Here is a 26,610-nt window from a genome sequence, read left to right on the forward strand (position 1 = left end):
CCTTACAAAAAGAGCTGCCATTTAGGCAACTCCAATTTCCTTATTTAATTTAATCAGAAAACAGTGAGTCTTCTGGTTGATTACCATCATTGTGATAGTAACCAACTAAGACTGACCATGCCAATGCGTATGCTGCCTCATTACCTTGGTTGTTTGGATAACCAGCCAATCGGCAACCTTCAGCAGTAATAACTTCGCCTGTTGAATCGTTAACGATATTTAAGCCAAAAAGATCATCAGCCGTTAATTTGCCTGCTGTCATCTTATCATGTTGAGCATGGAACAAATAGAATAGAATGTCAGTCGTAGTTGTCCCAGGATACGTGTTAAGCGTGATGCTACCCGTTTCATCTTCAGTATCAAAGAACATCACATTTGAGTGAAAATCACCCTGCATAGTTGTCTGGGCTCCAGTAGCTTGAGAACTAAAAGCTTCACCATTTTGGAAGCCTCCAAGTTCCTTTGACTGACTCTTCCAGAGTAAATAAATGTGAAGGAAACGAGCTGAATATAGGTTAACTTCTTTGCCATTTGATAATGTAATTGTCATAAGTTATTCACTCCTTTATAAAGTCAAATCAATCTTGGCATTAATGGTATTAATATCGTCAGCAATCTGTGCTTGGATACTAAAACCGTTATATTCACGCGAAGCAACTTCACTGTTAAGAACCTGTGCCCGCGGAACACTGTTGATGACAATCGGTGAAGCCAATACGCCTAACTGAACCAAACTGGTGCTAGCCGCATTCAGAGTTTGCGTCATCTCTTTGATTGTGTTGTCATTGTAAATTGGAAATTTAGTTCGATTCAAATACTTCTGCAATGCCGTTTGCAAAGTATCAATAACCAACTGTGTGTGGACAAACTGGTCAGTGTAGTTACCAGCCAAGGCTTTGCCGTTGAGCAGCATATAATCGCCGGCCTTGTTAACAACTGTCGAAGCGTTTAAACCAGCAATGGTATCATAATCGTCAGTCGATAAGTCACTGTCGGGTTCAAACTGTGACTGATTGCCAATGTGCTGGAAGTCAACTGGTAAGTTAGCAGCGGCATAGGCAGCAGCCTGAGCAGCTGGAAAGCGATCCGTTGCTGTCTCAACAATTGCTGTCGTATTTCCAAGCTTATTTTCTTCATTCTGCACACCAGTAACGTGAGTTGCTAGCGTCTGCAAATCAGCAATTGAAGTCGGCTGAGTAACTAACATAATTCGTTGATTCTCATACAAGAAATCAGACAAAGCTTCAATCTCATCTTCACTTGCTCCATCAAGAACTAAATATTTGAAGCCATCAAATAAATGTTCAGTTAATCCGGCAACAATCCCAGGAGTGGTAGTTGCGGTTACAGTAGCTCCGTCCTCTGTTGGCGTTGTTTGAACATTATCCGGTGTTGGTACATCAGCATTCGGATAACTAATAACTTCAATTGGGCCTTGAAAATTGTCCGCATCAAACATGGCTTCCGCAAGCGAATAAACACCAGTGTTCTCTGGATAATCATTTGATAAATCTTCTAAAGCATAGTAAAGCGCCGATTTGGTTGTCGCATCTGTGTTCTTGGCGCCAATGGCTACCGAAGGGGTAACTGCCCCATTCGTAAGCGCGTGGATGGCAACGATAAAATGAACATCAGTGGTTTGCTTAATAATCACTATGATGCATCTCCTTTTTTAATATTAAACTGCGGTTTGATCGTCGAAATGGTTCCAGTTTGAGTTTGATCAGTGAAGTTATCTTGAACCTCAAACGCATAATCTGCTCCAGCCGTAAACTGCCAGTCAACATCCAGATACTGGTCAACCGGTGGAATAGCATCACAAGACTGAGCAATGATGTGTTGTTGATAAAGCTCGTAAGCGGGTTGTTGTAAGAAAAAAAGCTTCCGCAACTCTTGCCCGAGTGTTTTAGCTTCGCTTTCACTATTTGAAATTGCCTTAAATTGAATATGAACATCAAACGTTTCGTTTTCAACGTCATTAAATAAAACTCGATCATAATCGTCATAAATTTTATAAGTGATATATGGTGGTGCTGGCGGGGACTTCTTAATACTTTGTGGTCTTACCGGAACACCTGGAAAGTATTGTTTGATTTGCTTAACCAAGGCGGCTGAGATTGCATCGTATAAATTGTAATCACTCATCAATTCCCACCTCTTTAATTTGGTAATAGACTAAGCCCGCCTGAATATCGTCAGCGTGGTTAATCACTTCGTATTGAGAACCATTAGTACGCTTAACTTTGGTTCCTTTTGGACAACCAGAAAGATGAGACAGCCAGTAAAGCGTTCCAACAGGTAGTTGGCCACCCTCTTCCATGCTATAAGTCATATTGGGATTAACGGTATTGGTAATCGGTTCGCTAACCTGTTTTACAATCGGATCATCTGTGATTGGCCGACCCAAATCATCTGTTTTGCCAGTGTCAGATCCTGGGATTGTAACTGTGAGGTCCTCAGCTAATTGATCATTCATAAAAGCAAAGCTGTTGAAGTTTTCAAACATACTATCCCTCCGCTGTTACGGTAGCTCCGCTAGTTGTTGAGACCACTTTGATATTTTTAGGCTTTGGTATCCCTGGAATTGTATACCCAGACACGGACATAAATTGGCCTAAAAAGCTTTTAGTGGTGGGATCATAAAAGGTTACATAGTATTTACCATTAGGAATTGTATCCCCAGGTCCATAGCCGGAAAGCTTAACCACATTTGGTTCGCCATTTTCTGGATAGAAAGCAATCTCGTCAGGAGTTTCACTTGCCCGCTGAGGCCTAATGTAGTTGCCCTGGCTATCCTGCTTAGCAGCAACAATCACTAATTCTCTACTCATCTTTTTATCTCCTTTCAGCAATCCAGTTAATCGAATCACGTAATTCTCCTCTCTCAATTAGTGGATCATCAAAGCCTTTGTTAGCAATTGTTAAAGGAGCATTCTTGGGACTGCTGAATTCCTTAATGGTTTGCTTCAGATCTTCAACAATCGCGTTACCTAGAATCGGGTAGACATCCTGATAATCCATTTCGCGAATTAACACTTTGTATGCCAAATCACGAGCTAATTCAGTCCAACGATTCAAATTATGGTCAAAGGTAAATCTGATGAATGGGCGTGGTGGAATATGCACTTCATCTTTAAGAATGAACATTACGCGCATACCATGCGGCTGAGACTTATCAGCAACTGCTAGCACGTGATTGTGTGGCGGCTTTGGTCGAAACAGGCCTTGAATTTGGCCGGGCTTTCGGCCTTTAGCTTCTTTAGTTGGAATAATTAGATAAGCTCGATTCTTCGGCTTAATATCGGCTCCGTATTCATTAACAAGCGCAATCATGTTCAGATAATGGTTAGTCCACGGAACACCGATTGACAGCCAATTTGACTGTAACTTTTCTAGTTGTTCTAAAGCTGCCGGAATGTTGTCAAAATCTTCAGTCATTCTGTCCACACAGCTCCCATATCGTCAGACACACCATGTTCTTCAACAATTTGATTATATTCGAGCAGATCTAAATCCACACCATTGTAGTTAATCATGGTCTGCGTATTGCCAAAGGTGCCAGCAGACTGGACCCCACCATAATTCATAACAAAGTCTGAATACAACAAGTGTCTGGCAAAAGCCCTAATAGCTCTAGCTTGCTGGTCATCAGGAAGCTGGTCATGGTTAACTTGACTGACAGCATCATCAATTCGTTCTGTAATGTGATCATCACTAAAGTTCTGAAAAATCTTAATGTCACTTTTAACATCTGCCACAGTTGGGGTATCCATACCTAGTTCCCCTTTCTAAATAAATGTTTTAACCAATTAATTAGTTTTGCGACCCAGCTTTGCCTCGCACTTGCTTTTACCGAAGTGGAACTACTGGCTGACGTTGATGCTGAGGCCCCATTTCCTAGCTTTAAAAGGGCTTCACTAGTGGCTTGGATAATGTAAAAGCCCTCCCGGATGCGTTGCGAGAAGGGCTGAATATGATCCAAATAACCTTGGTATTGTCGTTGAGTCACTTTAGCCAATGCCGGTGCTAGTTCATTGAGATTGTCAATTGCTAACCCCAGGCCGTTACTTGTGACAAACTTAGCTGCGTGGGATTGACGCCAAACAATGACCGGAATACCAGCCGCTAAATAAGCACTCAGCTTATGTGACCAGTTATACGCTAGATAGGTCCCATATTTGTTTGCCGATAAGGGATTGATCTCACCGTCCCATACCAGACCAAAACCATCATTTAATCGACTTGGCAAGTGATCCGGCTGCGCCGTTCCTAGCCATTCGAGATTAGGCTTAAAAGACCGTTCCGCTGGTTTATCGCCGTAAACTTTAAGCTGAACGTTGCTTGGTAATTCATCCAGGAAATGTGACTTTTTAACCGTTAAGTTGCCGGTATAGTAAACATTCTTAGTGAATAGTTTAGTGCCGGTAACCGGGCCTTTAACCAAATAGTCCCACGGACCACGCGTAACCATTGGTACATTGACGCCCCATTCAGCTAACAGCTTGTTAAGCCGACTGGATAGATTAATTAAGCAATCAAATTGGTTTAAAAATTCGGGTAAGCTCCCAACTTCTGCTCCCAAACCGCGTAAGACATCGACGTCATGCACCAAAGCAATCACTTTCACACCATAGGTGTGTGCAGCTTTAACAAATTCGCTTTCATACGGCCAGTAACTGTTATAAGTTGGCGTTTGCCAAAGGACGACATCTCCTGGCTTAAACTGACTAACTGCTTGGCGAATGTATTGGCGAGCTTCTGCTTGACTGAGCCGATAAAACATTGGCAACTTTAACCGTCGCCAGCCAACCGATACTAAAAAAGCCGCGACATCATAGCGCGGTTTAACGGTGGCATCCCAAGCAAAGTTGTTAATTGGTTCCACTACATAATTCAATTTTTCACCTTCTTAATCGCTTCAACGTACTTGCTAGAGCACAGCTTGGGATTGACCCAGGAAAGATCATCATTAAACGGCTCTTTGAAATTATAGTCAAGCTTGCAGAACATCCCATGCCGACTGTCAGTGGCACCACTATCGTGGTAAATCTTGGTTTCATAATAGCGATGCAACGGATCCGTTGCCCAGGCAAAGTCCAGTTCCATTGTCGGAATGGTTTGAATACCGGCACCCCACATGTTATAGAGAGTTGCCCACATTTCGGCTGCCCACCACCGTGTTTTTAATTGACTGTGCATGGATTCCATCACATGATTCATCTTGACTGAATCCAAAAAAACTTTATGCCAGAACTCTGGCTGAGAATCGGCTATCAAGAACTGCGCCCCAATGCATTCGTGATTATGCTGTCTGACATCTTTCAAAGTAATCCCGGCAACGTTAGCCATTTTTTCAATATCGTGATCATCATGCGTAAAGATATGCAGATAATCTAAATCCAGCGTGTACCACAAGTAAGTGCCATACCATTTATGTGCGTTCGGTGTAAATAAATCAAACTCGGGAATTTCTCGAAAGATGATATCTGAATCCATATAGAAATAGGTCTGCTTAGCGGCCTGTGGATCCCTAGTAAAATATTGCCAGAGCAAATACGGCTTGATGGCTGGTAAATAGGCTTTATCAGGCCTTAGATCATCACTAAATGTTTCTACCTGAACACCAAATTTATGTTGAATAAATGGTGGAATATCTGCTTGTGTGCCTGGCGACATGTCAAATAATACAATAATATCCTGTGACTTAATCCCTAAGCTCAACATGTTTGTAATGATCACTTGTAGTTGCCAGCGAAAACGTACAATTGCTGGCTGACACATAATATATTTCATGTGCCGACCTCACTATTTCTCTGAGGTGCTGGTGGAAGCTGATTCACTCGCGCTGACTGATTCTGAAGCCGAAACTGATTCACTTTCACTAGTAGACGTTGAAGCTGGGGCAACCGGAGTAACGTGAACTTCCAATGAATCATCACGTTCAGCTTCATTACCATCAACAATGCCAACTGCCTCAACCGTATATTCAGTGCCGTTGTCCAAACCAGTAACCGTTCCACTAGGGTGCATTTTATCCACATCAACGGATTCAGCATTATCCCAGTCATCTGACTGTTTCTTATAATAGATCTTATAATCATTCGAGCCGTTGCCCTTAACGGTATACTCAAAGCCACCATTAATTGGAGTAACTTCCACCGTTGTTGCTTGAGGTACCTTAGTTGACGTTGATTGAGAAGCACTGGTGGAAGCTGAAACCGACTGAGACTCAGAAACACTTACTGACGCAGATTCCGAAACACTCACTGACCCACTAGTTGAAGCACTAACACTAGTAGAGCCGCCTAAAACAGTCCATCCCGGCACATCATATTTTGTACTTGTAGTAGTTCCATCTGAAAAAGCAACTTGATATTGGCCATCAGGGACAACGGTTCCGGCCGACAACCCGGAAATTGCAACTGTCCCAGAACCCTTCTCTCCAGATGCAACTTGTTGGCCATTACTAAAAGCTAACAGCGTTAAATTACTAATATCTGCCATTATAGATAATCTCCTTTTTATTAATTAGCACTGATTATTGCCCCGTCAGCAGTCGGAGTCACATTAACCCCGGACGGGGGTGTTATTTTGACGACGTGCTGTCGCTTGCTGAAGTGCTTGTACTGGTACTCCCTTTTGGTGCATTGATAGTTGGGACAACATAATCTGTGCCAACTTTAAATCCATACTTCACCAATTGGATTTGACGAGGATCATAAGATACTGCAAACAATGGCTTAGTACCATCTTTCAGGTCAGCTTGATAAGTGTCAGGATTAGTTTGTGTAAGATCAACGTTTGTTCCGGCAACATGACAAGTTACAACCCGCTTTTGGATAACGGCAACCATGCCGCCCTTTTGAAATTCGTCACGTTGAACAACTAGTCCATTGGTTGGGGTAGCTGCTGCATAATCAATTGCACCAGGTCCAAAGATAAGAGCATAAGTGGTACCATCAGATGCTACCGGAATACTGTCATCTTGGATAATGCTCATGCCTTGGTATGTCGCAATTGGTGTCCCAGCACCAGCCGGTTGCAAGTATTGAATAAGTTGTTGCTCACGCATCTCTGAATATGCAGCAGAATTGACAACCAAAGTTGACAACGTGTTATCCATCACATCACCCATACGGGCAAGCGCTTTGACAAAGTTTCCAGCTGATAATTCTTCCTCAGCACCAACGCCATAAGTCTTAGCTGTTGCAATATCAGCATTGTTAAACGTTGCTTTAACAGTATTAAGCAAGAGCTGAGTATCCTGACGAGTCCACCAGTTGCCAAAACGGTTGGCAATTTGTTGCTGTGTGCTGGCTCCGGAAATCAAGTCACCCCAATCAGTATTACCAAATGACTTGTCTTGATACATTTTAATGCCATATTCCATAGCAGAATCAACACCATTGGTTTGGATATCGTGACTATCATTCCACTCATCGGCATCGCCATACAAATCATTCATTGCTGGAATCTCAACTGTTCGACCCGGTTGTAGCAGGCGACCGCCTAACACCGGATCATTTTTTAACACGCCAGATTGTACGAAACGATTAGTCTGTGTGTTCTGCCGATAGATCCAATCAAGAAAGACAGTGGGTTCAATTAAATTGCTAAAATTAGTAGGATTGCCGTTAATTACAGCCATAACCTACACCTCCTATTTAAGTTTGTTATATAGATCCGGATTTTGACGATAAAGATTGGTCTGCTCTTCAAGACTCATCTTTGCAAAGTCTGCCTGTGTTAGTGCTGTGCTAAATTGCTGGCCACCATTCTGGGGCGACTGCTTACCAGTCACTCTCTTTTCAACTGCTTCTTGGACTGCCTTATTAAATAAGCCTGTAAACTTGTCCAAATTGTTGTTGCGAACCTCTTCCTTAACATCACTAATGAATTCCGCAAATTCAGCCGGAATGTGTTGGTCAGTTAGAGCCGTTTTGGTTGCTGCCAAGGCGTCTTTACGATCGGCTTCATCTAACTTTTTTTGAAGTCGGTCTTGTTGATCCTTGAGGGCTTGGCGTTGTTCGTCCAAATCAGCTTGAGCCTTTTCATTAGCATTCATGCCGGCTCGTTTCTCACCCTTTTCAAGCCATTCCTGCTTTTTTTGCTCAAGTTCTTTTTGAAAGTCATCCTTTAGATTGCTTTCGACTTCCTTAGCTTTAGCAGCCATCATTTTCCCAATATCATCCTGTGTATAGGTCTTGCCAGATGGCTTGGGATCTTTAGGATCTTGAGCAGGATCGTTAGGTGTTGGCTTTGGATCAGTTGGTTCAGGGTCATTACTTGGATCAGCAAAGAATTGCAAATTAGTTTTCATTGTCAAAACTCCTTTTTTAAGTCCGTAGACTGAATTGTTTGTAAGTGCAATAACTAAATCAATCATTCTTTAACGCCTGTAATTGAGAGAAAGGCAATTATACAAACATTCGGATTTACCCTATAGAGAGAAAGCAAATAGCTTGTTCAAACATAGCCGATTGTTTATAATTTGTTCTGAAGGATGTGTCATAGTTAATGGAGGAATTCGTATGAAAAAAATTGGATTTTGGTCAAAAGTATCTGTTATCGTTTCTATATTTCAACTTTTGTTAGCCATTTTTAAAGAAATTCAAAATTATAACGAATCCAGAAAACGTCCTTCACAAAAATAAGAAAGGATGATGTTTTATGCATTGGTTATGGGTTTTAATCATTGGTGCTATTATTGGTGCTATTGCAGGAGCAATTACCAGTAAAGGGAAATCTATGGGGTGGATTGCTAATATTGTTGCTGGGTTAATTGGATCCTCAATTGGAGAAGCAATACTGGGATCTTGGGGTCCACAATTAGCAGGTATGGCAATCATCCCTTCAATCATTGGAGCAATAATTGTGGTCGCTGTAGTTTCTTTCTTCATTGGAAAATCAAACGACTAATTTTTCGAAAAGCCACTTAGTTTTATTAAGCTAAGCGGCTTTTTCAATCTTGCAATACTTCGTCAGTCTGTCCTTTAAGTAAAATACCATTCTCGTCACAAGCAACTAATTGGCAACGGCATCTTGGATGTGTATCAGCAATAGGAATTGGTGCTTCACCATATGGGAATATCTGTCGATCAAGTGGTTCACAAATGTCACATACATGATCATCCTCTTGGGTCAACCACATAACATACTTAACATTCTGTTCTTCATATGCTTTACTTTTACCTTTATTGCTATTATTGGCGCCTTCATCAATGGTTAGCGTGTGAATCCTAGATAACATCTGGTTCATTGGAGTAGCCAAATTGCCATCAATTCGATCACCGCTTTGGGGAATACTACGGGTCATCTTGTTGATATCTGCTTGACCCATTCCACGACTTAATCCCTTGTTCAGGGTTTCTTTCATTCGTGTTGTCATAACGTCGCCATGAACCCAAACTCGTTGAGAATATTCAGTCTGTTTAGCCACTTTAGCTGGAACCGTCGCTAACTTGCGGGGGCTAAAGTCTTCATAGCCATCAATATACTGTTGTTTGAGCTCATTAACTGCAAATGACTCACTTCTAGCCGTGGCAATGCTCATACCAGCACCAATCAATGCACCAAGCATATCGCGTCGAGAAATGGATGCTTGAGCATAAATTGCCTGCAGACGCTGAGACAACTTATCGTCTGGGCTAACATCAGCTAGCATTTCATTAATAGCCTGATAGAATTCCTGAATATCCCAAGAATTGACATTTTGGGATACTTGGTTAAGTGTCAAACCGTTTTCATCAGCATATTCATTGTAAAATTCATGGAGATGGTTCCCAATAATACTTAAAGCTTGCTGATAGAATCTATCAATCGTCTGATTGTTGCGGTTGTCCCGTTTGATCAGTTTGTTGATCTTCTTACGTTCCTGCTTGATCGTTGCCATCATCATCACCCGATCCATTATTCATCTTCTGTGCATTAGCTTGTGCATTAGCAATCAGTGTAGCGGTCCGATCATCCTGTTGAGATCCTTCATCATCAGATCGCTCTTTTTCCTGATCAGCAGGAATTCCCGTAATCGGTTCAGCTAATTCGCGTAACGTTTGCGCAGAGAACTTGCCAGTTTGATTTAACCCTTGGATTAAAGTCATCGTTTCTTGATTATTCTTGGGTAAGTTTGGCGTAAATGTGATTGTGACGTTATCGGCTGGGTTGCTATCATCAGTTACCTTAACTCCTGTATTTGATAGGTAGCTCCAGTAAATGGCTAATAGCTCCAAGCGCCGTCTAATGCCACGCTGATAGAGTGTTTCCGACATTGCCATTTCCTGATCGGATCCCCAGAGCTTATAAGCCATGGCAACCCCAGACGCATTGGCCGCAAAGTTCTGATCAGTTGTATCTGGGGTGTTTGTGTCCTTATGAATATCTGACAATAGCTGCTGAATATAAATTTGCCACTCATTGGCATCAAGTGACTTGGTCAGGTAACCAGCGGATGTATTACTAATAGATGGTGTTCCATTCGGGTTCTGATGAATGTAGGGCTTCAAATAAAGCACGTTGGCTTTGGTATCCAAAACTTTCTGAACCATAACCGGTGCATTAGGTTTGCCATTTGTAGTTGACTGATTAGTATAACCACCATGCGTATTGTCAAGATAAACCGGCTGTCCTTTTGGATCTAGCATCTGCTCAGTTTTACCAGAATTATTAGCAACTTTCCCATTAACCATCAGCGTAGCGTTGCTAAAATCTTCTTGAGAATTAGCCATTTCAGATAATGCCTGATCGTATGCATCCAGCTCATCAAGCTTGGTCTCCCATGCACCCACACGTTCCTCATTTAATCGATATTCGATCAACGGTACTTCTTTGAAGAAATGTTCATCTGAATGATCTAAGGTCCAATCGGAATCGGGGTTATCCTTACAGTTGAAATAATAAATGTGGTTGTCAGTATAGACTTCAACTTGATAGTAAGTTTCGTCAGCAACATTCACGACATAATAGCGAACAGCAAATAACTCAACTGGCTCAACATCTGTTGACCAAACAACGAACGCACTATTAGGATCAATTGCTGTAATCTTAGGCTGTTTACTGTTCTGGGGAACATATAATAACTCATATGCCCGGCCAACATTTGCCAAGTTCTTACCCATTATTTTTTCGTGATATGGTTCATCATTGCTTTGGTTAAAATCATCTAAAACTTGCATGATATTGTCGCCGGTGTCATTGTCATTATCTTTATTCTGATAACCAAATGTCAGTGGAGTTCCAAACTCGTAGCCAACTTGAATGTTGGTAATATATCGGGCAAGCGCACTGGATATTCGATTGTCTGCTCGATTCGATTTTTTATGTGACAACCAGTAATGAATATTGTTATCTGCTAAATAATAACGTTCCAGTTCAAGAATTCGGGGCAGCTGATTGTCAAAATGATCGCTGACATACCACTTAACCAACTTTTGAAATTTATCAGGGCTGTCTTTAACCGCTTCCCATTTAGAAGACGGAATGTTGTATGCCTGGTTAGTCTGGAAAGAATAGCGGTTCCCATAACGTCGACCATTTAGTAAACTTATTGAGTTTGGTTGAGGATTGATTGACCGATAGTGAGCGGATAAATCATTGGTTTCTGCCACTTGTATTTACCTCACTTTCCTGCTTGTGCAGTTTGCAATATTCGTGAGCAAATTTAACAGCTAATAATTTGTGACCATCATCAACTGCCTTATCTTTCTCAGTAAGGTTGTCATTAACCAGTTGTATCAAACCTTCAAAAATCATTTTGACATCCTGACCAATCGGGACGGAGTAAGTAATACCCCGATCCTCAAATTCCAGTGGATGCCCATTTAACATTGGTTCAAACACCGGCATATCCATTGGAGCTGTTTCTTTAGTAGTTCGTTGCTTCTCCCATTCTTCCATTGTCATTAACTTTGACATTTATATCACCCCTAAAATAAATCATCCGGATAATCAATTAGACCTTTGTCAGCCAATAGTTGTTCTTGTTGCTCGTAATTATCATGTGGCTGGTTATAATCATGATTCCATTGACGGGTTGCAATTGCGTAACGAACAGCATCCATGACGTGGTCATGCTCTTTAACTGGTTCACCAGTTTTGTCATCCCACACATATTGATAGATCTCATCGAGAAATTTTTGAATGCCCTCTTGAATCGCCATAAACTTCCGTTTCTTAATTAGACCAGCCACTGTTTCGATACCTTTTAAAACAGCCTTATATCCATACAGTGCATTAATATGATTTTCCTTGAACTTATCTATATGTTCCGTTCGTGCGGTATCACAATAGAAAGGAATATTGAAGCCATATTCTTGCTGGATCTGCTTAGCTATATCAACCCAATAATCGATTTGCTGTAGATTGCCTGTATGTTCTTCAACCAGGTATGTGTTGCCATTATTATCATCAGCCAATACGACGATTGAAGTATCGTGTTCATATCCCCAATCAACACCAGCGTAATAAGTAAGCTGCTGATTAACAGTACGTTTATTAAATTCATCACGAGAAATCAAGTTTTTTTGCTTATCAAAGTCTTGATAAACTAGTCCTTCTCCAGCAACCCATAAGCCAAGTATTTTTCGATCATAGAACATGCCGGAAGGGGTCGTTGCTTTCTGGCCAGCCACATATTCCGGATCCAATGCAGTATTATCATCCATCGTAAAATGGTTACTAATGATTTCACTAGAATGCTTAGGATTATCAATATAATCCGTTTTTAGCCAATGTGTGGGCACATCAGGGTTGGTGTCACAGACAACTCTTGCGCCGTGCTTAGAGCATCGTGAGCGGATTTCTTCGAAGACCTCTTTATTGGCCAGTGAAGCTTCGTTAATATAAGCTCCATATGACGTCATTCCACGAATGGCACCCAATCCTGATATAGATCCTGTAAACGTCTGGACAATTTTGACAGCCGGTAAGCCAGGAAATTTAATTTTGAATGAATTATGCTTATCAAATTTAAAAGTCAACCCAAATGTATTGGCTATTTCATTCAGGATGTTATTGGCAATTGCTTTACTTGAAACTCCAGCCAGAATGTACATCGGATATTTAATGCCCTCTGACTTGGCAGTCCGGGCCGCATGCTTGACTTCATATAAAAAAACGAAGTTGTCCACGAACGTTTTGCCCGCTCTGGCAGCTCCATAATTGATCATCAATTTCCAACGGTGGTTGTTCAGCTCTTGGTTTAACACTTGCTGTTGCTTCTTAGTAAATAGATCGTCAACTGTCATTCTTATCATCCTTTGGCACATTCTTAGCAAGTTTGCCCAACATATCAGTTAATGCGTCCATCTGATCATCTTTATCATCTTCAAGATCTGCCAACTTGGCTTCAGCAATTTTAGCCTCAGCGTTAGCTTTACGGATCTTAGCATTCGTTAACTCCCCATCATCGGCTTTGAGCTTACCAGCCATCTGCAAAACTAGTTGGGCTGCCGCTACCTGATCTTTAACTGTTGGTGGACCAGTGTATGTTTTGTCACTAGTCAGCTCTTCCTTCAAGTGGTCATAAGTTGTCGAACGATGTTTTGATGGCATACCAGAAGCTGTTTTTAAGAGATTGGCAATCACCATATCTGTTGTTATTTCAGTTTCTGCTTCGGCCTTACCAGTCTTTCTGTGAATGAATTGTTGGATTCCAGTATTTTCCAGTAATTGTTTAGTTGCGTTACGAGCTGTACCCTTTGCGTAGCCTGCATTTATGGCTGATTGATAGGCGTTATTAGTTTTAATATATTCGTTGGCAAATTTTCGCTGTTTCGGTGTTAATTTACGTTTAGACATTACATATCACCACACCTCCGTATTGTTTAACTTTATGCATCAAAAAAGCACCGCCGTTAAGCGATGCCATTAATCTTTTCTTGTTTGGATTTTAGTTCATTCAATCGCCACACTGCTAAATTCTTCTGTTTGCGATCTTTAACTTTAAATTTTTGTGTGCTTATTGTGTTTACTCATCGATATTCAAGGCCTCCAATTTTCCTATACGTCTAAATACTTGCAATTGGGTTATTTCCCTAAGATAATATAGATGTACCATTTAATAAATAAAGGAGATGTTCTTTATGAGTTTAAAAGATAAAGCTGACAGTACTAAGGATAAGGTAAGCGGAAAAGCTAAAGAAGTTGAAGGCAAAGTTACCGATGACAAGGCTCGTGAAGCTGAAGGTAAAGGCCAAAACATCTTAGGCAAAGCTAAAGAGAAACTTTCTGACGTAAAGGAAACGGCCAAAGATACCGTTGATGAGATCAAGAAAAATGTTAAAAAAGATGAACAGTAATTAGTTAGCAGGCAGACTATTCAGCCTGCCTTTTTAATTGCCTAGGTATGAGATAGTTTACCTTTCAGCTTCAGCTCATTCAATCGTCGGGTCTGTAGAGCTTTTCGCTTGCGATCTTTGATTTTTGACTTCTTATGACTCTTCGTATGCTTAATGTGTTTGCTCATTTATTGTTTCAAACTCCCTTCTGGCAAATATAAGAAATGTAATTTAGGATTATCTGCTAACACTTCATTAAGTACATTGCCAAGCGGATTAACTAACTTTTCATCATTACAAACATCATCTAATCCAGCTTCATGAAGCATGACATGAACCATTTCATGAATCAACGTCTGACGCCTCTTTTGCCAAGATAATCCGTCACGTAGAAAAATCGTAGCCTTCTCATACTCAGTCAATCCCCAGCATGGTTGATTAGTATCCTCTAAGTTCTTTACAAATTTTATTTGATAATTTATTCCACCAATACATACTTTAGAAATTTTCTTCATCGGTTTATCCTCCAGAGAATATAATTAGATCATGGGAGGTGATTCCATGGCTATTCCTGAACATCGTAATTTTCCGGCTCATCCACATAAGTTGGGACCAAAAACTGTTATTGTTCATCCATCCAAAAGGCAGCCAGGATATAAGCGTTCTGCACCACGACACATTAAGAAATAGAAAATAAGTGAAAATGGTTAGGAATCCTTCCTGTTCGTTTTCACTTTTTGAGTGTTTAAGCTGTGCTTGCCATGAAGAAGTTCCCTCTTTTTCTTCAAATTAACAGTATCCTCTTTGCGAAGATACTGCTTTAAATCCTTATCTAGTTGCTTATCAATCTGCTGTTCTGTTTTACATACATAGCCGTAAGCGGTTTGCTTCATCGGCGTGTGTGGATGTTTACGATCACTCATCAGTACCACCAGCCCTTATAACGACCATATTCAGCAAGACCAGCCGGCAGCAACATAACCAAGATTAAAATAATTAACGTGGCCACATTGCCACCTCCTTAACGATACTCATTGTAAGCGTTTCCCTTTGTGCTATAATAGTAACCGGGGAGTGAATAAAGTTTCATCTGCAGGCGACTTAAATGCCTGCAGTTTTTGTGTACTAAAAAAGCCCACGTTTTCCGCCGCAGGCATCACGTAACTCACTACAACTCAAGTCTAGACAACACAACACATACGTTTTGTATTTGCGTGAGCTACATGTTTGTTGACTGGCCAGGTACTACTCATTGCATTTGGGAAGAATTCATTTTTATACAAGACCAGTCAACAATGTGGCTGGCAGGGAATCGAACCCTGCAGCGGCTATTCTATGCCGTACCCTTCCGCAATTCTACGTAATCAGCCACGCTCTAAGGAAAGAAAGTGAAACCTCATCACAAATTCCACAATACCATTCTAGGGCGTTTAGGCCCCTCAAAAATCCACGATTAGTCCACGTCTGATAAATCATAGATATCAAGCCCTTCAGCAACCTCATTAATAAAATTACTTTGAAGTTCATATGCTTTTGACCTACTAACATGGATCCTGCCATTAGTAATCAGACCATCTATTGTATATTGAGGATGCCGCTTGAAGTAAAGCTCCCTGATAATTGTTTCTGTATCTTGTCCAGCGTCGTCCAAGCAATCATCAATGACATCTCGGTGATGCTTTAATGTATTAAGAATTTTATCTTCTGCAAGACTAATCGCCGTGTAAACAACTGACTGATCATATTTATATTGAGCACGCCCACCGCCAACATTTTCGTCAGATTGTTTAGCTGGATAGATAATTTGTAGCGTTCGCTCCTTGATATATCGATTGGTTTCCGGATATTCGCGCAAGTATTCTTCGATCATACGTTTAGTACGTGTCTTCATCTGCTCAATCCCCTTTGCTCTAACCATAATTGATGCTATACTGAAGTTGCCTATTAATTAGCACCAACTAGCTTCCGGAAACGGGAGCTTTTTTATTTACTCATTTTTCTGCCTCCAGTAATTCTGGATTTTCGTGGATATTGCCAACCACAGCAGACTTGGGAACAACTTTCCAAAATTGAAAATTACCAATAATAAACCCAGCGTCTGAGTTTGACCATTTAACCTCACCTATTTCATAATTATCACTAAAAGGGTACTTAATTTTTAATAAATCCCCCTCGTAAACATCTTTGCCATTCTTATCTTTTAAACAGGTAAACTGCTCAAGAACAAAGTTATTAGTCATTTTTTTATGATAAGTATCCACATTTTGGATATCTCCTCCATCACCCCAGCTAATTTCAGTTGGAAAATCCATAACTTGATCATCTTTATCCCATGCTCTAAATTTAATTTCTCTGCTCATTTGTCTGCCTCCTTAATTGCTCCGATATTTGTGTAGCTCAGCTTTTAGTTCAGCTTCTCGTCGCACCACACTCTTGGACTCTATCCGAATGATCATCATCGCTTCAGGCAACACCGGAGTATTGGCAATACCGTGTTTGTCAGTCCACTTGGTGGGTTTCTGAAAGGATGGGTAATCATGCTGAACCTGGCGTAACAAGTCGGCCTTCGTTGGTCCCTTGGCATAGAGCTTGTGGCTCTTAATTCCAATTAACTTGATATTATTTCTCCCTTTCTTCAAAAACATGATGCTGGTAGTCGTACGTGGCGATAATGACCGGAGCTTTGTATTGATGTTCAAAGAACTTCATTCGCAAGCTCGACGCATCAGTTAACGTTACCCAACTGCCCTTGGTATCAACAACGCTGTTCAACTTGCCATCACTGTATATGCTGAAATCTGGTGTATAAACACAGTGCCTAATGTGATGGCCGTCTGGCAAATCAAAAGCTTCCTGGATCTCGAATTTCTCATGCACCTTGAAGTCAAGCTTCAAATTCTTCAGTTGCTGGTAATAGGCAGCTTCAATTTTGCTATCAAACTTATGTCCATCAACGATATTTTTGTGGTTGTTGAACTTAGCTTTTGGCGGACTAAGTTCTTTTGATGATTGGGTCACTGATTTCATCCCCTTGTATGGAAATCTGATAGTAATACCACTTGGATAGCTAATCATTTAGCTACCATATCCATTTCATCAGCAATTCGTTTCGTATCCCTAACAACGTTTTCGTCTCCAAAACGCTCTACGTGATTATCGTCAAACCCAACAATCCAGAAGTAAGCTTGACCGTCAGTAAGCTTTTTTATCTCATTTAGATATGATGGTTTGATAAAATCAAAGCAATCTTGTAATGTGTATTCCTTTTGAAGATTTTCAAAATCCGGCTTAGGCGCCATGATTAGGCGCTCCCCATATCGGATGACCGATGGATAAATAACACCAATAAACGTTGGCCCACACCAAAAGTTAAACTGATCATAAAATTTATCGTCATAGTTATGGGGCATGTCTTTATCAATTTGGATATATCCATCAAGGAATGGTGGAAACATAGCATTTCCGGACATCTGATGTGTAAAATATTTACGATGACGTTGCGTTTCTTTAATTTCAATCAATTAAATCATCTCCTCATCAATTTCGTTCATTCGTTTACGAGTCATAATGTGCAAGTCAATTAGGTCTTGTTCACTCAGCTTCACGGGTTTGATGTGATATTTCTCGATGAAACTCTTAGCTCCTAGTACGTGGCGCTCTTGATGATGCTCGCGACAGAGGCACTCAAAATACAATTTGCGGTGATCAACTAACTGCCGACTGCGATTACCTACGGGGGTAAAGTGATCGATGTCACTGTGTAACTTGCCGCAGATAATGCACTGACGGTGACGCAAGCACTGCATGGCCTTTGGATAAGTGTCAGGAATGCTGTCCCAGGTCTTTGTTTTGAACGGAATGCCGTTATCAAAGCAAAAGTCTAAGATAAATGTCAAAAACTTGTTCGCCGTGTCAACACTACAATCACTCATTGAGAACGTTTCTGTGCCCGTTTTGGCGTAGTAGAAGTATTTCATCCACTGCTCCATATCACGGACGTCATAACCGGTAAATCCAGCCATATCGCGCAGCATGGCGAAGATCTTCTTGCGTTGATCCGGCGAGATTTGGCGGCCATCAGCAATAGCAAGTTCAACCGTTGGTTGCTTACTGTCGGCAAACCGCTTCAACCGATACATGTTCAGTTCGTCATCAAGCTGGATCGTAATTTGATCACCCTTGATTGCTTTGAGCTTGCCAAACATCTAATCACCTCGAATTTAGAATGGTAGCTGGTCATCCGTGACATCGATTTGATCGCCTGAACCAGCAAACGGATCCCCTTGACTATGATCGCTCTGTTGATTTGACTGCCGTTGTCGATGCGGCAAATCAAAGTCGTTAACATTTAGCTCCAAGCCAAATTGATCCTTGCCACGATTATCTGTCCACCGGTTGATTGACCATTGACCGGAAACCGCCACGTTATCGCCTCGGTGAAAATACTTCATGACGGTATTGGATCGCTTACCGAAGACCGAGCACCGAACCCAATCGGCTCCGTAGTTGCCATCTCGATTGGGTCGATTACGCCTAACCGCTATTGAGAAGTCGGCAACCTGATTGTTTCCGACCTGTCGACTAGTCGGGTCTTGTCCCACGTTCCCCGTAATTGACATGTTTCGCATCCTTGTCACTCCTAACTAACGCGCTCCAAAGCACGCTTTTTATTTTGATTATTTTCCATTTCTTGCAACTCATAAATCAAAACCAATCGCTTCAAATCTTTCAGGCTGTTGATAAAGTCCAAGTCGCCATATTTATCGACTAGCTGGCTCTTGTAGTAGTGCTGGTCTTCCAAGAAGCGCCAATGCTGCTGTTTTTCCTCGCTGGCAACCTCAATAGCTTTGTAGATGTACTTGGCGCGCTGTTCATCACAAGCCTTAATCTTGTCGGCAAACAGCTTTTCACCCGATTGCTTAAAGACATGGATTCGCTCAGTGTACAACGCTGCCTGTTTCAACAGAATCTTCACTGCTTGTGTAACGTGCAAATCATTATCGACAAAGGTCTGCTTGATTTCGTCCTTATTCATGTACGGCTGCATGGTGACTCACCTCAGCAATCTTTTGAATATTCTTCTGGAAGTAGAATTCAATCTTTCCTAGTGCCCCATCACGGTTTTTCTTGATCGATAAATTTAGATTGGCATCGTCTGGGTTATCACTTGGCCGCCAAAGAAATCCAACAATATTGGCGTCCTGTTCAATCGCCCCTGTTTCCCGCAAATCGCTAAGAAATGGCTCATTGCTATTACGAGATTCAACACCTCGGTTAAGTTGACTTAAAGCAATTAGCGGAATCTTCAACGTCTGGGTTAGCATTTTCAGCCGTCGAGAAACTTCTTCGAGAGCTTGGCGAGTATCTTGCTTAGGATTATCAGTAGCAACTAGCCCGATATGATCCACAATTGGCAGGTAGTTGCCTGATCCCAAGCGTTGAGCATGTTGTTTGATAACACTGGCAATATCATCAATCGTAATCAGCCGGTCATTTGACCAGAAGTTAGTTTGGGCAACTTGCTTAATTGTCTCTGCCGCAGTCTTCTTTTGGTCAGCAGACATCCGTACCGCTGGATTCTTCCAGAAATTCAACGGAATATTTGACATCGCTGAATAGACTCGATGCATGTTCTGTTTAGAACTCATCTCGAGTGAAAAAATTTCAATTGTCAGATTTGGATTTTGCAGGATCGCATTCATTCCCAAATTCAATGCAAATGCCGTCTTACCAACGGATGGCCGGGCACCTATAATCATCAATTGATTAGCGGTTAATCCCCCACCCAGCAAGCTGTCTAAACTCGGATAAGTTTTTACAAAATGCGTTTGGGGATCGTCCAATTCCCGGAGTGCTTCATCCGCCATCTTGTAAGCCTCGTTGTCAGTGGCATCGTCTTTTTGATCTGCTTGTTTGCGCAATTCTTCAAGATGATCAATGTTGAATCCTGATGGATCTTTAAACACATTCATAGCGGCTGATTTCATTTCGTTGTGATAAAACGCTTGGCGCAGTTGCAAGAAAGTCGCATGAGCATCCGTCGGCATCTCAACCGATTGGATTGACTGGATAGCCTTCTGCACGTCATATTTTTTGCCGAACGGAGTTTCACCAAAGGCGGCCGCTATCTGATCAGCATTTTCGTACTGACCGGCCCACATGTTGATATAGCTGGTTAGAATCCGGAAGCTGTTGTTGGTAAACCATTTTTCATCAACCGTCTCAGAATTTAGAATTTGTGGTTGGTTAATTAAGAACCACATCGATTTACGCTCAATCTCTGGAACTGCTTTATTTGTCTGCATTATTTGACACCTCTTAACTCTGGCGGATTAACCACACGGTCAGCATCTTCGTACGTAATATCTGGATAGATCGCTTGGATTTCTGGCAACGCCCGATCAAGGTCATTGCCAAACTCTGAATATTTGTTATAGATCAAGTCATTACGCTGTTGCTTGGCAACTGCCTGGTCAAAATCCGAAGAACCAGAACCCTGTGGCTCAGGGGTAGAACCATTGGCAGCCTTCGACTTGATATATAGCTGTCCAAACTGTTTACGGAGTTTAGCTGCTGACAAGATATTAGTTGACCAGAAAGAGTCTTGCTGACACCACTTGATCACTAAAGCAACGTCATGCTTACTACGATGATCCAGTTCAACCAGCTTACGCATGTCATCAGCCCACTTCTGCAAGTTAGGCTTTTTGGCATCCGGATCGTTTTGTAAGATTTGCTTTTGCAAGAACTTAGCCAATTTCATGTAATCAGAACCTTGGTCGTAAACGTGTTTACGACGAGAAGTTTTTTTATGTTTCTGTTTAAGTTTATTTAATGTCACACTACTGTCTACACTATTGCCCACACCATTGCCTACACTACTGTCTACACCATTGCCCACACTATATGTGGGCAAATCGCTGTATAGCTTGGTAATAGTGTATTCAGCGGCTTGGTTTCCTTTGCGTGATTTCCATGTAATCAACCCAGCTTGTGTAAGCCCGTTGCGTGCTTTGAAGAAATTGGAGGATTTAGAAATGTTCTTCATTCCAGCTTTGTTGCATAACACCGATGCAGCTACCGTAAATTTATCTGACCATGCTGTCTTATTGTTTATGGACATTAAGGCGTTCCATAAAGCAATTTCAGATGAGTTCAGCGGATTTAGTTCGAGCCGATCATAGAATGCATTCAGCTGGCTAATGTAGTTCATCTTGCAACCCCCTTTCTTTGATCAGACATATTTAGACGTCTACGTCTAAGTGATCCAAGAAGTCGTCGCCAGCTTCGGAAACTTTGCCGGTATCTTTCCGCTGAGCCTGACGGAATTCCATCAGTTCCGTGGATAACTCGTGATCCAGTGCATTAATATCTTCCCTGGTCATGTGGCTTAAATCCTTAACTTTGGCTTTACCAGCAGCATTGACTAGCAGTTTCTTTTCAGTCATCTTCATTTCGGCACTGATTGACTTTAGTCGTACTTTTAAGTCTTGTTTGGCCTTCGCATTCGGATCAGCTGACTGGCTTGCACGAGAATTAGTTGATCGATTAATAGGCTTACGTTGGCTAGCTGGTTTGCTTTCAGCAACTTTTTCGGCTTCTTGACCGTCATCATCAGCTTCTGAATTAACACCAAAGGTTGTCCCAAGCGAATAGCGCTTAGCGTAGGTAATAGCAGAACCAACATCTTGCGGCATTCCATTAGTTCGTAAAGTTAGCCACGGTGATTTGTATTCATAGCCCGTGTCACAATCAATAATTGTGCGAACACTAACGCCGCTATCCTGATTAGTTGTTTCTTGTCGCCAGCTAAGTTGGGTGCCTTTAAGCGCTTTGTCAATCGCCTTGATTAGGTCATCAAGCAAGATATAGTCGTACTTGGTGCGGCCTTTCTTGCCGGTAAAATCAACATGACCATTTTTCTTAGGTGCTTCAATTTGACTACGAAATTTGGACATCCCTTTGAAAAAGTCCGACCGTAATTTAATATCTTCTTTAGTTGGTAAGGCTTGGGTTACTGCTGTATTTTCAGTCATTTGATTACCGCCTTTCTGTTAGGAACTAACCGGGCACCAGGAACTTCTTCGCCAGCTTTAAGCTGATCGTAAATTTCTTTCTTCTTGGGCTTATCGGTGACAACCCGCTCAATATAGTCAATCGGCAAGTCATGGACATCGTCGATCACTGTCGAAGCTCGGTAATTTCGAGTAGTGACGATGTGGTTATCCGTCTTGATCTTCTTCATGTTGGCTTGGTCAAGCGAATCAACGATGTACTGATTCAATGACTTGTTCTTATTTTCTAGTGACTTCTTAGCTTGCTGGAGTAACTTAATTTTCTTGGCGTAGAAGTCAATGTCGGCGTTGTTAGAATCAATCCATGAAGCAATGTTGTCGATCTTGTTGCCCATTGAATCATTAATTGAATCCAAGGTGTCTTTGATGGCCTCTGGGTCTAAGTCATCCCGGTTCTGAAGTTCTTGATACGTTGAAGCTAAGTTATATAAGCTATTTGGATTTTGCATAATCAGATACCTCCTTAGATTTTTCGGCTGAAATCTCTTTACTACGATTTACAAGCCGCTGCATTGACTTGAGATCGTGGTGTTTAAAAGCTACGTCGAATACGCGACCAATCACTATCTTTTTATCGATGTAGTCAATTAATTTATCAATATCCACTGTTCAACATCCCCTTTAGACGTTGCCAAATTGATGGCTTTTTGCTACGATAGACATGTAAATTAATTAGATATGTTCTTAACTGTGTAGCGTTTGGCAATCCTACTTGTCGAGCGCTTTTTTTGTTGTCGTTATTCATAGCTTTCATCTCCATTTCTTAATCAAACCATTCTTTCATCCAGGCCTGGGGATCATCCCGATATTTGCGGTATTCGTTACCCGCAAAGAAGCCAACAGCAACTAAGACAACCCACCATACCCAATCTGGTAATACAAGTACCATGTTCTCATCTCCTTAAAATCCATATTTTGTATGATCGTCAATCCATTTCTGAACTTTTGCTTTTTGATAAAGCGGACGTTTCTTACCTGGAATAAAAGTTTGTGGGAAATCTTTTGTATAGAAGATTGGGTTAACCGTGTTGTAAGAATGTCCCGAAAAGAATTCGTCGATAACCTCCATCTTGCTAAGTAGTGACTTTCCCGCAGATTCACTCTTTGACTCATCATCCATAACTGTTAACCTCCTAACCGTTTGTTGAATTGGGCAATTAATTGCTTAGGATCGTTATCGGTGTATCGACACCATTCAAGAAGCTCCGTAATATCAGCGCCGATTTCTTCGGGAAACTCCTTGCTGAAAGTGTCCAGGTTATTCCAGTCCTGCTCGGTTCGCTTTGCTGGTGGCACCGCCGCACTTTCAAAAGCGGCATCTTGGATCTTTTGACGATCAGCTTCCTGCTGCTTTTGATTTACCACTGCTGCAAACAGTCCCTCACGCAATCGGTTGCTTTTAAAAAATGATAAAGTACCGTAATCAGCTCGAGCAGCGGAATACTTGTAGAACCAGTCATCAACGAATTTTGCAGTCCGCTTTAACGTGTCACTATCCATCTTGCGTAAGCCCTTACGCCAACGGCTAATTGAGGCTTTACTGGCGGGAACATCATGTGCCAATTTGGTTAATGGTGATTTAATTCCAGAATGCTTTAACGCTGAATCTAATTGCATTGCTTCTTTATACATAAAAATCATCTCCAATCGGTAAATGGCCGATAATTAATTTCCAACTTATCAAAGTACAATATAAGTAAGGCTAGAAGTTAGCCTTCGTTACTAGCAACTGGTTCGCTTAACTGCTTGATAATCAGGATGGTTGCTGTTGACGGTACCCAGTTACGAATGTACCTATCAACGTTCTCAAAATCCTTTTCGCGGAGCTGAGCTCGTGTTTGGATTCCTGCAATCTGTTTAATGCCACCATTGATATCTTTCCTCGTTGCTTAGCGGTCAAGATTAAGTGATGTGTTTGAACATAGGTGTTAACGGCACCACTGACCGCATGAGAAATATAGTTGTACTCTCCAGGAGCTAAGGGTTTATTGTGCTCCAAGTCCTTAACTCGATTGTCAATTTGGTTGATCTTCTTGTTGCCTTCGTTGGCGTTTTGAAGTAGCAACGTAATCTTTTCTTCTGGCGTTTGTGGTAAAGCCATTTGCTTAGCTTGCTTTTCCATCGCAATAAAGTATTGTCGAGCCTGTTTACCTTTTTCCGTTCTTTGAATCATGGATAATTCTTTCGCCATGTCCAAAGTTAAGGCATGATTTACCTGTGGACGACCACCTTGAGGTTTTACGCTTTTTCCAGTAAAACTGATGAAATCAACGTTTTCAGTAAATCCATACTTTTGCATATCTTTGAACCAGTCGTTATATCGTTCCTTTACTTCTAAGAAGTCATGCAAGTCACGACCGTCAACAGCAACGGAACCGTTGCTTCGCTTAATCGTTTTAATTAGTTCATTCATTCGAATCATCCTTTCGTCCTTTGAAAACTAAATAATCTTCTTCAACGCTTCGAAAGTCTTTCGTGCTTCATCAATGTTGGTTTCGTTAATTTGGTTGACATTGCGAATATTGACGTGAAGTCGAATCACTGTGCTAATTGCGCCAGGTAACGATGTCAAATGGCCAACCTTCGTTCCAGCAAGGGTATTAACATATTCATTGATCTCTTTCCAAAGCTTTTGCCATTCACCACTTCGGCGTGATTTAGGGGCGTTCTGTTTAACTTCGTCCAGCTCACGTCGTGTATCGGCCAACTCGGATTGTGTTTGGTGAAGTTCGTTAGTTAGAGCTGCAAACTTCTGGTCAATCGTTACGTCCATTACTTGGTCACCTCCTTTTCCTTTAATAAATCGTCTGCGGTTACGTTTAACGCATCTGCGAGCTTCGATAAATTAGTTGAAGTTGGGTCCCCGCCTCTTTCAATAGAACTAATCGTTGTCTGTAAAATTCCACTTCTAATCGCTAGATCTGTTTGGGAATAACCTCTTGCTTTTCTAAGACGTCTAACATTGATGCCTACAGTCATTTAATTTGCCTCCTTCTAGGTAACATTTTTTTGTTAACCTATACCTATATAATGCCAAAACTTTGCAGAATGTCAACATTTCTTTGGTAAAATACATTATTTTTTTGCTTAAGTTGTTACAATTAATAGCAAAAGATTGTTAGGAGCTATTTCCATGAAAGCTGATTCCGAATTAATAGCCGACAGGTTAACAAAACTTATTAAAGATAGAGATATCACAATCAACAGACTTGCAACCTTATCTTCTTTGGGACAATCTTCTGTAAATGCCATTTTTAGAGGTGATAGTGCAAGCCCCAAGCTTAAAACACTCGTTAAGATTGCCAATGGTCTCAATATGTCCCTCACGGAGCTTTTAGACTTCCCACCGTATAATCAGCGACCAGATGGATCATCTCCTGACCAGGAAGCTGATAGGTGGCAAGAATTGGGTCAAGCACTAACGCCTGACGAAAAAGAACGTGTTTGGAAGATTCTTACCGGTCACGACTTCCCGCCCTACAACGAGGTGGAAAAATGAACGCGGTAGTTGAATGGATTTTGCACCAAATATCAACTCAATGGATTGCGATCCTCACAGCCATTGCTGGTTTTATAGCTTGGAAAAATGATCATGCGAAGCTACTGGTAGAATGCGATAAAATTGCCAAGCCAACCGCTGGAATACTTTTAAGCGATGGTGGATCAATCATCAATCAAGAAACCAGCATGCAGCACTTAACCATGTGGTTAATTAATCCTTCAACAAATGATATAAGCTACTTTGATTTGCGAATGCTTTCAGATACTGATGAAATCAATTACTATACATCGGTTCAATTCAGCTATTTAAATAATTTGGCGGGTAAAACTGCTGAAGCTTTAATCCCATTTAAAGATGGCAAACCATCTGATGAATCAATTGCAATAGAATTACCAAAAACAAACTATGGAACCGTACCAGCACATGGCTTCGTTCAACTTGATTTAGTTTTTCATGCTGACACAACCTATAGTGATGGCATGATCGTATTGAAGCTTGCCCAATCTCATAACTTATGGGGTCGCATTCGACACTCGAAATGGGCTCCAAAATGGTTGCGTCCGAAGTCGGGGTACCTTTGGTCTGAAACCCAAGAGACTTCTTTGTTATTTCAGGTGACAGATATTCAAAAATTGGAGATACCGAATTAATCTTTTGACGATACTTCACCGCCTCCGCAAATGAATCAAACGTCTTTGACGAACCCAGAATATATACTTTTCGAACCGCAGCGTTTTGACTTATATGCCGTGCCATTCAA

42 protein-coding genes are annotated in these 26,610 nt (G+C 41.3%); 5 read left to right on the forward strand and 37 right to left on the reverse strand.

From position 1 onward, the window contains the following. Positions 1–49: 49 nt before the first annotated feature. The 12 genes from YK48G_RS01975 to YK48G_RS02030 all read right to left on the reverse strand — a co-directional run bounded on the left by YK48G_RS01975 (position 50) and on the right by YK48G_RS02030 (position 8,320). Positions 50–550 (reverse strand): hypothetical protein, encoded by a 501-nt coding sequence (locus YK48G_RS01975; protein ID WP_203629020.1) that lies wholly within the window; start codon positions 548–550, stop codon positions 50–52. Positions 551–565: 15 nt separating this feature from the next. Then, positions 566–1,654 (reverse strand): hypothetical protein, encoded by a 1,089-nt coding sequence (locus YK48G_RS01980; RefSeq protein ID WP_203629021.1) that lies wholly within the window; start codon positions 1,652–1,654, stop codon positions 566–568. After that, positions 1,654–2,145 (reverse strand): phage neck terminator protein, encoded by a 492-nt coding sequence (locus YK48G_RS01985; RefSeq protein ID WP_203629022.1) that lies wholly within the window; start codon positions 2,143–2,145, stop codon positions 1,654–1,656. The genes YK48G_RS01980 and YK48G_RS01985 overlap by 1 nt, the downstream gene beginning before the upstream one ends. Further along, complete coding sequence (locus YK48G_RS01990; protein WP_203629023.1) at positions 2,138–2,506, reverse strand: hypothetical protein; 369 nt, start codon at positions 2,504–2,506, stop codon at positions 2,138–2,140. Before YK48G_RS01990 ends, YK48G_RS01985 begins: the two co-directional genes overlap by 8 nt. A gap of 1 nt (position 2,507) precedes the next feature. After that, positions 2,508–2,831 carry a hypothetical protein gene (locus YK48G_RS01995; protein WP_203629024.1) on the reverse strand — a complete coding sequence of 108 codons (324 nt, stop codon included), beginning with the start codon at positions 2,829–2,831 and terminating at the stop codon, positions 2,508–2,510. Positions 2,832–2,835: 4 nt separating this feature from the next. Continuing rightward, positions 2,836–3,438 carry a hypothetical protein gene (locus YK48G_RS02000; protein ID WP_203629025.1) on the reverse strand — a complete coding sequence of 201 codons (603 nt, stop codon included), beginning with the start codon at positions 3,436–3,438 and terminating at the stop codon, positions 2,836–2,838. After that, positions 3,435–3,773: a hypothetical protein gene (locus tag YK48G_RS02005; RefSeq protein WP_203629026.1), complete on the reverse strand. Its 339-nt coding sequence runs from the start codon at positions 3,771–3,773 to the stop codon at positions 3,435–3,437. The genes YK48G_RS02000 and YK48G_RS02005 overlap by 4 nt, the downstream gene beginning before the upstream one ends. 2 nt (positions 3,774–3,775) lie before the next feature. Beyond that, the gene (locus YK48G_RS02010; RefSeq protein ID WP_203629027.1) at positions 3,776–4,897 is read right to left on the reverse strand and encodes a glycosyltransferase; all 1,122 of its coding nucleotides are present in this window, start codon (positions 4,895–4,897) and stop codon (positions 3,776–3,778) included. Further along, positions 4,894–5,793, reverse strand: a complete 900-nt coding sequence (locus tag YK48G_RS02015; protein WP_203629028.1) for a hypothetical protein — start codon at positions 5,791–5,793, stop codon at positions 4,894–4,896. Before YK48G_RS02015 ends, YK48G_RS02010 begins: the two co-directional genes overlap by 4 nt. Before the next feature lie 12 nt (positions 5,794–5,805). After that, positions 5,806–6,504, reverse strand: coding sequence for a hypothetical protein (locus YK48G_RS02020; RefSeq protein WP_203629029.1), 699 nt, complete (start codon positions 6,502–6,504; stop codon positions 5,806–5,808). Positions 6,505–6,586: 82 nt separating this feature from the next. Next, entirely contained in the window at positions 6,587–7,648 is a 1,062-nt protein-coding gene (locus tag YK48G_RS02025; protein ID WP_203629030.1) for a phage major capsid protein, read from the reverse strand. Positions 7,649–7,660: 12 nt separating this feature from the next. Further along, positions 7,661–8,320 carry a DUF4355 domain-containing protein gene (locus YK48G_RS02030; RefSeq protein ID WP_203629031.1) on the reverse strand — a complete coding sequence of 220 codons (660 nt, stop codon included), beginning with the start codon at positions 8,318–8,320 and terminating at the stop codon, positions 7,661–7,663. Positions 8,321–8,531: 211 nt separating this feature from the next. On the opposite strand from YK48G_RS02030, the gene YK48G_RS13585 reads away from it, so the two are divergent. Both YK48G_RS13585 and YK48G_RS02035 read left to right on the forward strand, forming a co-directional pair. Continuing rightward, positions 8,532–8,654 carry a hypothetical protein gene (locus YK48G_RS13585; RefSeq protein ID WP_284692004.1) on the forward strand — a complete coding sequence of 41 codons (123 nt, stop codon included), beginning with the start codon at positions 8,532–8,534 and terminating at the stop codon, positions 8,652–8,654. Between the two features lie 16 nt (positions 8,655–8,670). Beyond that, positions 8,671–8,919 carry a GlsB/YeaQ/YmgE family stress response membrane protein gene (locus tag YK48G_RS02035; protein ID WP_203629032.1) on the forward strand — a complete coding sequence of 83 codons (249 nt, stop codon included), beginning with the start codon at positions 8,671–8,673 and terminating at the stop codon, positions 8,917–8,919. A gap of 43 nt (positions 8,920–8,962) precedes the next feature. On the opposite strand, the gene YK48G_RS02040 is transcribed toward YK48G_RS02035, so the two are convergent. The 5 genes from YK48G_RS02040 to YK48G_RS02060 are packed head-to-tail and all read right to left on the reverse strand — an operon-like array spanning position 8,963 to position 13,794. After that, complete coding sequence (locus YK48G_RS02040; protein WP_232365245.1) at positions 8,963–9,910, reverse strand: minor capsid protein; 948 nt, start codon at positions 9,908–9,910, stop codon at positions 8,963–8,965. Then, entirely contained in the window at positions 9,867–11,603 is a 1,737-nt protein-coding gene (locus YK48G_RS02045) for a phage portal protein (RefSeq protein WP_203629033.1), read from the reverse strand. Before YK48G_RS02045 ends, YK48G_RS02040 begins: the two co-directional genes overlap by 44 nt. Continuing rightward, positions 11,587–11,910 (reverse strand): hypothetical protein, encoded by a 324-nt coding sequence (locus YK48G_RS02050; protein WP_203629034.1) that lies wholly within the window; start codon positions 11,908–11,910, stop codon positions 11,587–11,589. Before YK48G_RS02050 ends, YK48G_RS02045 begins: the two co-directional genes overlap by 17 nt. 11 nt (positions 11,911–11,921) lie before the next feature. Further along, positions 11,922–13,241: a PBSX family phage terminase large subunit gene (locus tag YK48G_RS02055; RefSeq protein ID WP_203629035.1), complete on the reverse strand. Its 1,320-nt coding sequence runs from the start codon at positions 13,239–13,241 to the stop codon at positions 11,922–11,924. Continuing rightward, positions 13,231–13,794, reverse strand: a complete 564-nt coding sequence (locus tag YK48G_RS02060) for a terminase small subunit (RefSeq protein WP_203629036.1) — start codon at positions 13,792–13,794, stop codon at positions 13,231–13,233. Before YK48G_RS02060 ends, YK48G_RS02055 begins: the two co-directional genes overlap by 11 nt. Positions 13,795–14,069: 275 nt before the next feature. Here YK48G_RS02060 and YK48G_RS02065 point away from each other — a divergent pair, with 275 nt between their 5' ends. Beyond that, positions 14,070–14,294 carry a CsbD family protein gene (locus YK48G_RS02065; RefSeq protein WP_505744171.1) on the forward strand — a complete coding sequence of 75 codons (225 nt, stop codon included), beginning with the start codon at positions 14,070–14,072 and terminating at the stop codon, positions 14,292–14,294. A 167-nt stretch (positions 14,295–14,461) separates the two neighbouring features. Here the strand turns inward: YK48G_RS02065 and YK48G_RS02070 are convergent, their stop codons facing one another. The 20 genes from YK48G_RS02070 to YK48G_RS02160 all read right to left on the reverse strand — a co-directional run bounded on the left by YK48G_RS02070 (position 14,462) and on the right by YK48G_RS02160 (position 25,327). After that, positions 14,462–14,788 carry a M78 family metallopeptidase domain-containing protein gene (locus tag YK48G_RS02070; RefSeq protein ID WP_203629038.1) on the reverse strand — a complete coding sequence of 109 codons (327 nt, stop codon included), beginning with the start codon at positions 14,786–14,788 and terminating at the stop codon, positions 14,462–14,464. Positions 14,789–14,980: 192 nt separating this feature from the next. Beyond that, positions 14,981–15,196 (reverse strand): hypothetical protein, encoded by a 216-nt coding sequence (locus YK48G_RS02075; RefSeq protein ID WP_203629039.1) that lies wholly within the window; start codon positions 15,194–15,196, stop codon positions 14,981–14,983. Positions 15,197–15,726: 530 nt separating this feature from the next. Next, complete coding sequence (locus tag YK48G_RS02080; protein ID WP_203629040.1) at positions 15,727–16,164, reverse strand: DUF722 domain-containing protein; 438 nt, start codon at positions 16,162–16,164, stop codon at positions 15,727–15,729. 100 nt (positions 16,165–16,264) lie between these two features. Then, complete coding sequence (locus YK48G_RS02085; protein WP_203629041.1) at positions 16,265–16,633, reverse strand: YopX family protein; 369 nt, start codon at positions 16,631–16,633, stop codon at positions 16,265–16,267. A gap of 259 nt (positions 16,634–16,892) precedes the next feature. Beyond that, positions 16,893–17,300, reverse strand: coding sequence for a DUF1064 domain-containing protein (locus YK48G_RS02090; RefSeq protein ID WP_203629042.1), 408 nt, complete (start codon positions 17,298–17,300; stop codon positions 16,893–16,895). Between the two features lie 44 nt (positions 17,301–17,344). Then, complete coding sequence (locus YK48G_RS02095) at positions 17,345–17,794, reverse strand: hypothetical protein (protein ID WP_203629043.1); 450 nt, start codon at positions 17,792–17,794, stop codon at positions 17,345–17,347. After that, positions 17,795–18,478 (reverse strand): putative HNHc nuclease, encoded by a 684-nt coding sequence (locus YK48G_RS02100; protein ID WP_203629044.1) that lies wholly within the window; start codon positions 18,476–18,478, stop codon positions 17,795–17,797. 15 nt (positions 18,479–18,493) lie between these two features. Next, the gene (locus tag YK48G_RS02105) at positions 18,494–18,901 is read right to left on the reverse strand and encodes a single-stranded DNA-binding protein (RefSeq protein ID WP_203629045.1); all 408 of its coding nucleotides are present in this window, start codon (positions 18,899–18,901) and stop codon (positions 18,494–18,496) included. Between the two features lie 11 nt (positions 18,902–18,912). Next, positions 18,913–19,320 (reverse strand): hypothetical protein, encoded by a 408-nt coding sequence (locus YK48G_RS02110; protein ID WP_203629046.1) that lies wholly within the window; start codon positions 19,318–19,320, stop codon positions 18,913–18,915. Further along, positions 19,301–20,578, reverse strand: a complete 1,278-nt coding sequence (locus YK48G_RS02115) for a DnaB-like helicase C-terminal domain-containing protein (protein ID WP_203629047.1) — start codon at positions 20,576–20,578, stop codon at positions 19,301–19,303. The genes YK48G_RS02110 and YK48G_RS02115 overlap by 20 nt, the downstream gene beginning before the upstream one ends. After that, the gene (locus YK48G_RS02120; RefSeq protein WP_203629048.1) at positions 20,578–21,486 is read right to left on the reverse strand and encodes a phage replication protein O; all 909 of its coding nucleotides are present in this window, start codon (positions 21,484–21,486) and stop codon (positions 20,578–20,580) included. The genes YK48G_RS02115 and YK48G_RS02120 overlap by 1 nt, the downstream gene beginning before the upstream one ends. Positions 21,487–21,517: 31 nt before the next feature. Next, positions 21,518–22,309, reverse strand: coding sequence for an ERF family protein (locus YK48G_RS02125; protein WP_203629049.1), 792 nt, complete (start codon positions 22,307–22,309; stop codon positions 21,518–21,520). Continuing rightward, positions 22,306–22,797: a siphovirus Gp157 family protein gene (locus YK48G_RS02130; RefSeq protein ID WP_203629050.1), complete on the reverse strand. Its 492-nt coding sequence runs from the start codon at positions 22,795–22,797 to the stop codon at positions 22,306–22,308. Before YK48G_RS02130 ends, YK48G_RS02125 begins: the two co-directional genes overlap by 4 nt. Continuing rightward, on the reverse strand, positions 22,781–22,954 hold the full coding sequence (locus YK48G_RS02135) for a hypothetical protein (protein WP_203629051.1): 174 nt from the start codon (positions 22,952–22,954) through the stop codon (positions 22,781–22,783). Before YK48G_RS02135 ends, YK48G_RS02130 begins: the two co-directional genes overlap by 17 nt. 157 nt (positions 22,955–23,111) lie before the next feature. Continuing rightward, positions 23,112–23,237 carry a hypothetical protein gene (locus YK48G_RS13590; RefSeq protein WP_284692005.1) on the reverse strand — a complete coding sequence of 42 codons (126 nt, stop codon included), beginning with the start codon at positions 23,235–23,237 and terminating at the stop codon, positions 23,112–23,114. A gap of 12 nt (positions 23,238–23,249) precedes the next feature. Then, positions 23,250–23,468: a hypothetical protein gene (locus YK48G_RS02140; protein ID WP_203629052.1), complete on the reverse strand. Its 219-nt coding sequence runs from the start codon at positions 23,466–23,468 to the stop codon at positions 23,250–23,252. Positions 23,469–23,473: 5 nt separating this feature from the next. After that, the gene (locus YK48G_RS02145) at positions 23,474–23,980 is read right to left on the reverse strand and encodes a hypothetical protein (protein ID WP_203629053.1); all 507 of its coding nucleotides are present in this window, start codon (positions 23,978–23,980) and stop codon (positions 23,474–23,476) included. 121 nt (positions 23,981–24,101) lie between these two features. Then, positions 24,102–24,761: an antA/AntB antirepressor family protein gene (locus tag YK48G_RS02150; protein ID WP_373300143.1), complete on the reverse strand. Its 660-nt coding sequence runs from the start codon at positions 24,759–24,761 to the stop codon at positions 24,102–24,104. A 27-nt stretch (positions 24,762–24,788) separates the two neighbouring features. After that, positions 24,789–25,121, reverse strand: coding sequence for a hypothetical protein (locus YK48G_RS02155; RefSeq protein ID WP_203629054.1), 333 nt, complete (start codon positions 25,119–25,121; stop codon positions 24,789–24,791). Continuing rightward, positions 25,121–25,327 (reverse strand): helix-turn-helix domain-containing protein, encoded by a 207-nt coding sequence (locus tag YK48G_RS02160; protein ID WP_203629055.1) that lies wholly within the window; start codon positions 25,325–25,327, stop codon positions 25,121–25,123. The genes YK48G_RS02155 and YK48G_RS02160 overlap by 1 nt, the downstream gene beginning before the upstream one ends. Positions 25,328–25,481: 154 nt before the next feature. Between YK48G_RS02160 and YK48G_RS02165 the strand changes: the two genes are divergently transcribed. Both YK48G_RS02165 and YK48G_RS02170 read left to right on the forward strand, forming a co-directional pair. Continuing rightward, the gene (locus YK48G_RS02165; RefSeq protein WP_203629056.1) at positions 25,482–25,847 is read left to right on the forward strand and encodes a helix-turn-helix domain-containing protein; all 366 of its coding nucleotides are present in this window, start codon (positions 25,482–25,484) and stop codon (positions 25,845–25,847) included. Beyond that, on the forward strand, positions 25,844–26,500 hold the full coding sequence (locus YK48G_RS02170; protein ID WP_203629057.1) for a hypothetical protein: 657 nt from the start codon (positions 25,844–25,846) through the stop codon (positions 26,498–26,500). Before YK48G_RS02165 ends, YK48G_RS02170 begins: the two co-directional genes overlap by 4 nt. The last annotated feature ends 110 nt before the right edge of the window (positions 26,501–26,610 follow it).

This window comes from Lentilactobacillus fungorum (assembly GCF_016860605.1).
In the GTDB taxonomy this organism is placed as follows: Bacteria; Bacillota; Bacilli; order Lactobacillales; family Lactobacillaceae; genus Lentilactobacillus; species Lentilactobacillus fungorum.